The organism is Chamaesiphon sp. OTE_20_metabat_361 (assembly GCF_031364565.1).
Window position 1 is genome coordinate 1 of sequence record NZ_JANLWO010000420.1, and the last position, 3748, is coordinate 3748.

At 48.2% G+C, this 3748-nt stretch carries 5 protein-coding genes and 1 pseudogene; 2 read left to right on the top strand and 4 right to left on the bottom strand.

Annotated elements, in window-relative coordinates; all coding sequences use genetic code 11:
- Nucleotides 1-187, top strand: a pseudogene (locus RMO35_RS12165) (GIY-YIG nuclease family protein); the annotation flags it as partial.
- A gap of 4 nt (nucleotides 188-191) precedes the next feature.
- Nucleotides 192-398, top strand: coding sequence for a hypothetical protein (locus tag RMO35_RS12170; protein ID WP_309741515.1), 207 nt, complete (start codon nucleotides 192-194; stop codon nucleotides 396-398).
- A gap of 48 nt (nucleotides 399-446) precedes the next feature.
- Here the strand turns inward: RMO35_RS12170 and RMO35_RS12175 are convergent, their stop codons facing one another.
- The 4 genes from RMO35_RS12175 to RMO35_RS12190 form a co-directional block, all read right to left on the bottom strand.
- Nucleotides 447-1460 (bottom strand): chlorophyllase/cutinase-like alpha/beta fold protein, encoded by a 1014-nt coding sequence (locus tag RMO35_RS12175; protein ID WP_309741516.1) that lies wholly within the window; start codon nucleotides 1458-1460, stop codon nucleotides 447-449.
- 166 nt (nucleotides 1461-1626) lie between these two features.
- Nucleotides 1627-2364 carry an ATP-binding cassette domain-containing protein gene (locus RMO35_RS12180; protein WP_309741517.1) on the bottom strand — a complete coding sequence of 246 codons (738 nt, stop codon included), beginning with the start codon at nucleotides 2362-2364 and terminating at the stop codon, nucleotides 1627-1629.
- Nucleotides 2365-2473: 109 nt separating this feature from the next.
- Nucleotides 2474-3316, bottom strand: coding sequence for a diaminopimelate epimerase (gene dapF / locus RMO35_RS12185; RefSeq protein ID WP_309741518.1), 843 nt, complete (start codon nucleotides 3314-3316; stop codon nucleotides 2474-2476).
- Nucleotides 3317-3463: 147 nt separating this feature from the next.
- Nucleotides 3464-3748, bottom strand: a 285-nt coding sequence (locus RMO35_RS12190; RefSeq protein WP_309741520.1) for a phasin family protein, incomplete at its 5' end; no start/stop codon positions are given.

Here is a 3748-nt window from a genome sequence, read left to right on the forward strand (position 1 = left end):
ACGATTCAACGGTGGGCATAAAGCTTTTTTGTGGGCATGGCTCGATAAGTATCATGACGAAGACGTCAGGATTGCAGTACAAGCGATTGCATACTCAGGAAACCCCAAGCTACTATTAGAACTAGAAGCTATCATGCTCAGAGCAACCGAGCCACCATATAACGTTCAAATTCCAGCAGAGATGTAAATTTATGCAAGCTCAACTTCACGAACAACTCTCCCCCTCTGATGCTGAAGTCATTTTATTGCGATTACCCGAACGGATTCGCACGGCTTTAATCGATCGAGCTACTGAAATAGAATACCCGATCGAAGCAGTTGTTGAGATGGCGATCGCTAGTTTTCTAGACACCGAAGCTCTGGGTTTTGTTGATTGTAAACCAGGGCGCGGACAGTAAGTATTCGGCGACGATCGGGAACGTTGTTTGAACGAAACTTTCTTAAACCTATGGCTGAAGCTTAGGGGCGCGAGAAGTGTCTGTCGCAAGGGATTGCGCCAACGATTCAGCGGCAGTCGATCGGACTAAATTGAGTCCCAACAAGGGATTATTACTAGCTAAGTTAGTTGTCGGGGAAATGTTCTGGCGCGGCTGTGCCAAGGATTTAGCATAACCAGCATTGAGATAAACCTGAAATTCACGACGATCGGCTAAATGGGCTTGAAAAAAAGCTAAACTGAGAGCCTTGGTATAAACTTGGGCGCGGGCTGAATCTGGGCCGAGAAAACTATCAGCAACTGGGAAAATACTATCGCTCTTGGAGATATTTTGCGTAGAAAAATGCGTCCCTTTGAGCATGATTGCGAGATATTTATCCGGCGTTTGTAACCAGGTAAATGGATAAACTTGTTCCGGTACCGCAGGTGTGACGACATCATCGCTACCACCGATCGGGAATACGGGAATGCGAATTTGGCTCAAGCCTTGCTTGCCAAATAGAGTGCTACCGAGGGGATTGATGGCAAAGATCGCTTTAATTCGAGGATCTTGGAGGCGATAGGCTTGGGGTTTGAGTTCGTTCGCCCGACATTGGAGCAAGACAGAGAGATTTAGCGAACGATTGGGGTTGCAACTGCGCTTGACACACTCGAAATCGATCTGGGCACCTGCCAAAGCCAAAATCTTATAACCGCCGAGAGAATGCCCTGCTAGCCCCACCTGACGGAGATCGAGTTTTTGGAGGGTAGAATCGGCTTTTGCTCTGCGTTGCAACTCATCTAACCAGAACGAGACATCGCGCGGACGTTCGAGTAGTTCGGTAGCGTTGGGAGCGGGAGCCAGACTGGAAAAAGACTGCCGAAACCGATTGGCATCGCCGCCGACATGTTCGAGGGCGACGACAGCAAATCCGTGGGATGCTAGATGCTCGGCTAAATAAGCATAAGTGGTGCGATCTTCGGCGACACCGTGGGAAATAACGATAACAGGGATGGACTTGCCACTGGTTTGCGGTAGATACAAATCCCCTGGTACGCGCCGTTGACGCGAACGATCCAGCCATTGTCAAATAAATTTACACCCTCGATCGGGCTATAGCAGATTAACTTAACGTGAGGTCTAGTATTAAAAGCCATGAGGGTGGCGCGGAATATCTAGATTCTGGGCGAATACAATGCCACAGTGATATTTAGTCCCACTCACTTATAGATTGCTCCTCGGATATGCGAATTTGTTGCTGGAGATCGTGCCAATCGATCGCGCTAGTGGCTCTATCGATCGCGAGTTTTCCATCTTGTAAATACAGCAAGCGATCGCTAAATTTGGCGGCTAATTCTAATTGATGATTGATGACGATCGTGCCGACTTGTTGCGATCGCGTAATGTCATTTATCGTTCTTAATACACGTTCGGCAGTAGTAAAATCTAAATTTGCGATCGGTTCGTCAATTAGTAAAACTTGGGGTTGGGTAATGATGCCTCTGGCGATTGAGACAATTTGTTTTTGTCCGGTAGATAATTGTAATTCCGTCCGATCGAACCAGTCGCTGGGAATCTCCAACTGTTCGGTAATCGTAACGATGCGTTGTTTGATTTCTTCAGTCCCGATCGATTGCAATTGTAATGGATAAGCCAGCGCGTCGCGTACCTTCAGCCCCAATAACTTTGGCTCCTGAGCGACTAACATTACTCGCTGTCTCAAGGTCTTTGGCGGTATCGATCGATAGTTTTCACCATTTAGTAATATCTGTCCGGCTGTTGGCTCACTGAGGCGATTTATCAGCCGCATGAGGGTACTTTTACCCGCGCCTGTGATGCCAGTTAGCGTAATCGATTCCCCCGCAGTTAGACTCAAGGAGATATCGGTCAGCAGCGGGCGCGTAAAATTGACTGGAGTATAATCGATCGATTCGAGTTGGAGTAGCAAGCTAATTGTGAATAATGGGGTAAGATGTCTTCACTGCTAAGCTGGGTGAGATTTTCTAATATTTCGCGATCGGTTTCAATTGTGGTAATCATCATTATTCCCTCAAATTTTATCCTGCTGTCCCTGTAAATACTAACTCAGCAGGCCCAGTCATGTAGACGCGATTGTCATCAAGCGACCATTCAATATACAGACAGCCACCAGGTAATTCTACCGTACAATTGCGATCGGATTTACCTGTGAGGACTCCGGCTACTACCGTCGCACAAGCGCCCGTACCGCACGCAAGCGTGATTCCTGCGCCGCGTTCCCAGACGCGCATTCTCAGATAGTCGGGGCGGATAACTTGAACGAATTCAGTATTAGTGCGCTGGGGAAAAACAGGATGATGCTCGAATTTTGGCCCGATCTGTGCCAGGGCTATGGCATTGGCATCCTCCACAAAAGTCATGCAGTGAGGGTTGCCCATACTCACACATGTAACCGTCCAAGCTGTGCCATCGACTTCCACCGATTGGTTCACCACCTTATCATCTGGCGTCCCCAACGTAGTCGGAATTTCTGCAGCCAGCAATCGCGGTTCGCCCATATCGACACGTACTTCGCCCTCTGGCAAGATTTCTGGGGTAATTACACCCGCTAAGGTATGAATTTTATAAGTGGCGGCTAGATCTATTTTGCCTTCTAATTCGGCAATGAATTTTGCCATACATCGGATGCCGTTACCGCACATTTCTGGTTCCGAACCATCAGAATTAAAAATCCGCATCGTGTAATCGGTGCCATTTTGTCCGGGAAGCACAAAAATTACCCCATCACCACCGATGCCAAAATGTCGATCGCACCAGATAATTGCCTCATCTGAATCGAGAATCGGCGTCTCGCTGTGTCGATTGTCAATCAGGATAAAATCGTTACCTAATCCTTGATATTTGCTAAATGCGATCGACATGGGGTAGAGGGTAGAGGGTGAATGGTAGATGGTAGGTAGTAGGGTGGGCACTGTCTTGTCTCCCTAAACCCTCGGGTTCCCCGAGGAACGGGAGCCGCTGCCCACCAGCTAGTTTTCAGGCATTATCAACACTTGCGCTGTCCTAAGCTATTTCCAAGATTTATTTTCCATTTCGCGGATTTGGCGTTCGAGTCGGTCGATTCTACCGCGTAGCTCGTCCATTTCTGCTTGACGCGGTACGCCGAGATCTTGCATCGTGTTGCGAATCAGTCGCTGCATCTGAATCTCAAAATTAGCCGGATCTAGCTTCATTTGCCCCATCAAGTCGTCAACAAATGATTTCGCTTGGTCGGGATCGATTTTGCCGTCTTTGACCCATTGCTCGCTGACCTCGCGGACTCGATCGGCAACCAATGAAGTCGTGCCAATCCC

Excerpts from the sequence above, each read along its gene's own strand:
- dapF (WP_309741518.1), bottom strand. The coding sequence starts at position 3,316 with ATGTCGATCGCATTTAGCAAATATCAAGGATTAGGTAACGATTTTATC.
- RMO35_RS12170 (WP_309741515.1), top strand. The coding sequence starts at position 192 with ATGCAAGCTCAACTTCACGAACAACTCTCCCCCTCTGATGCTGAAGTC.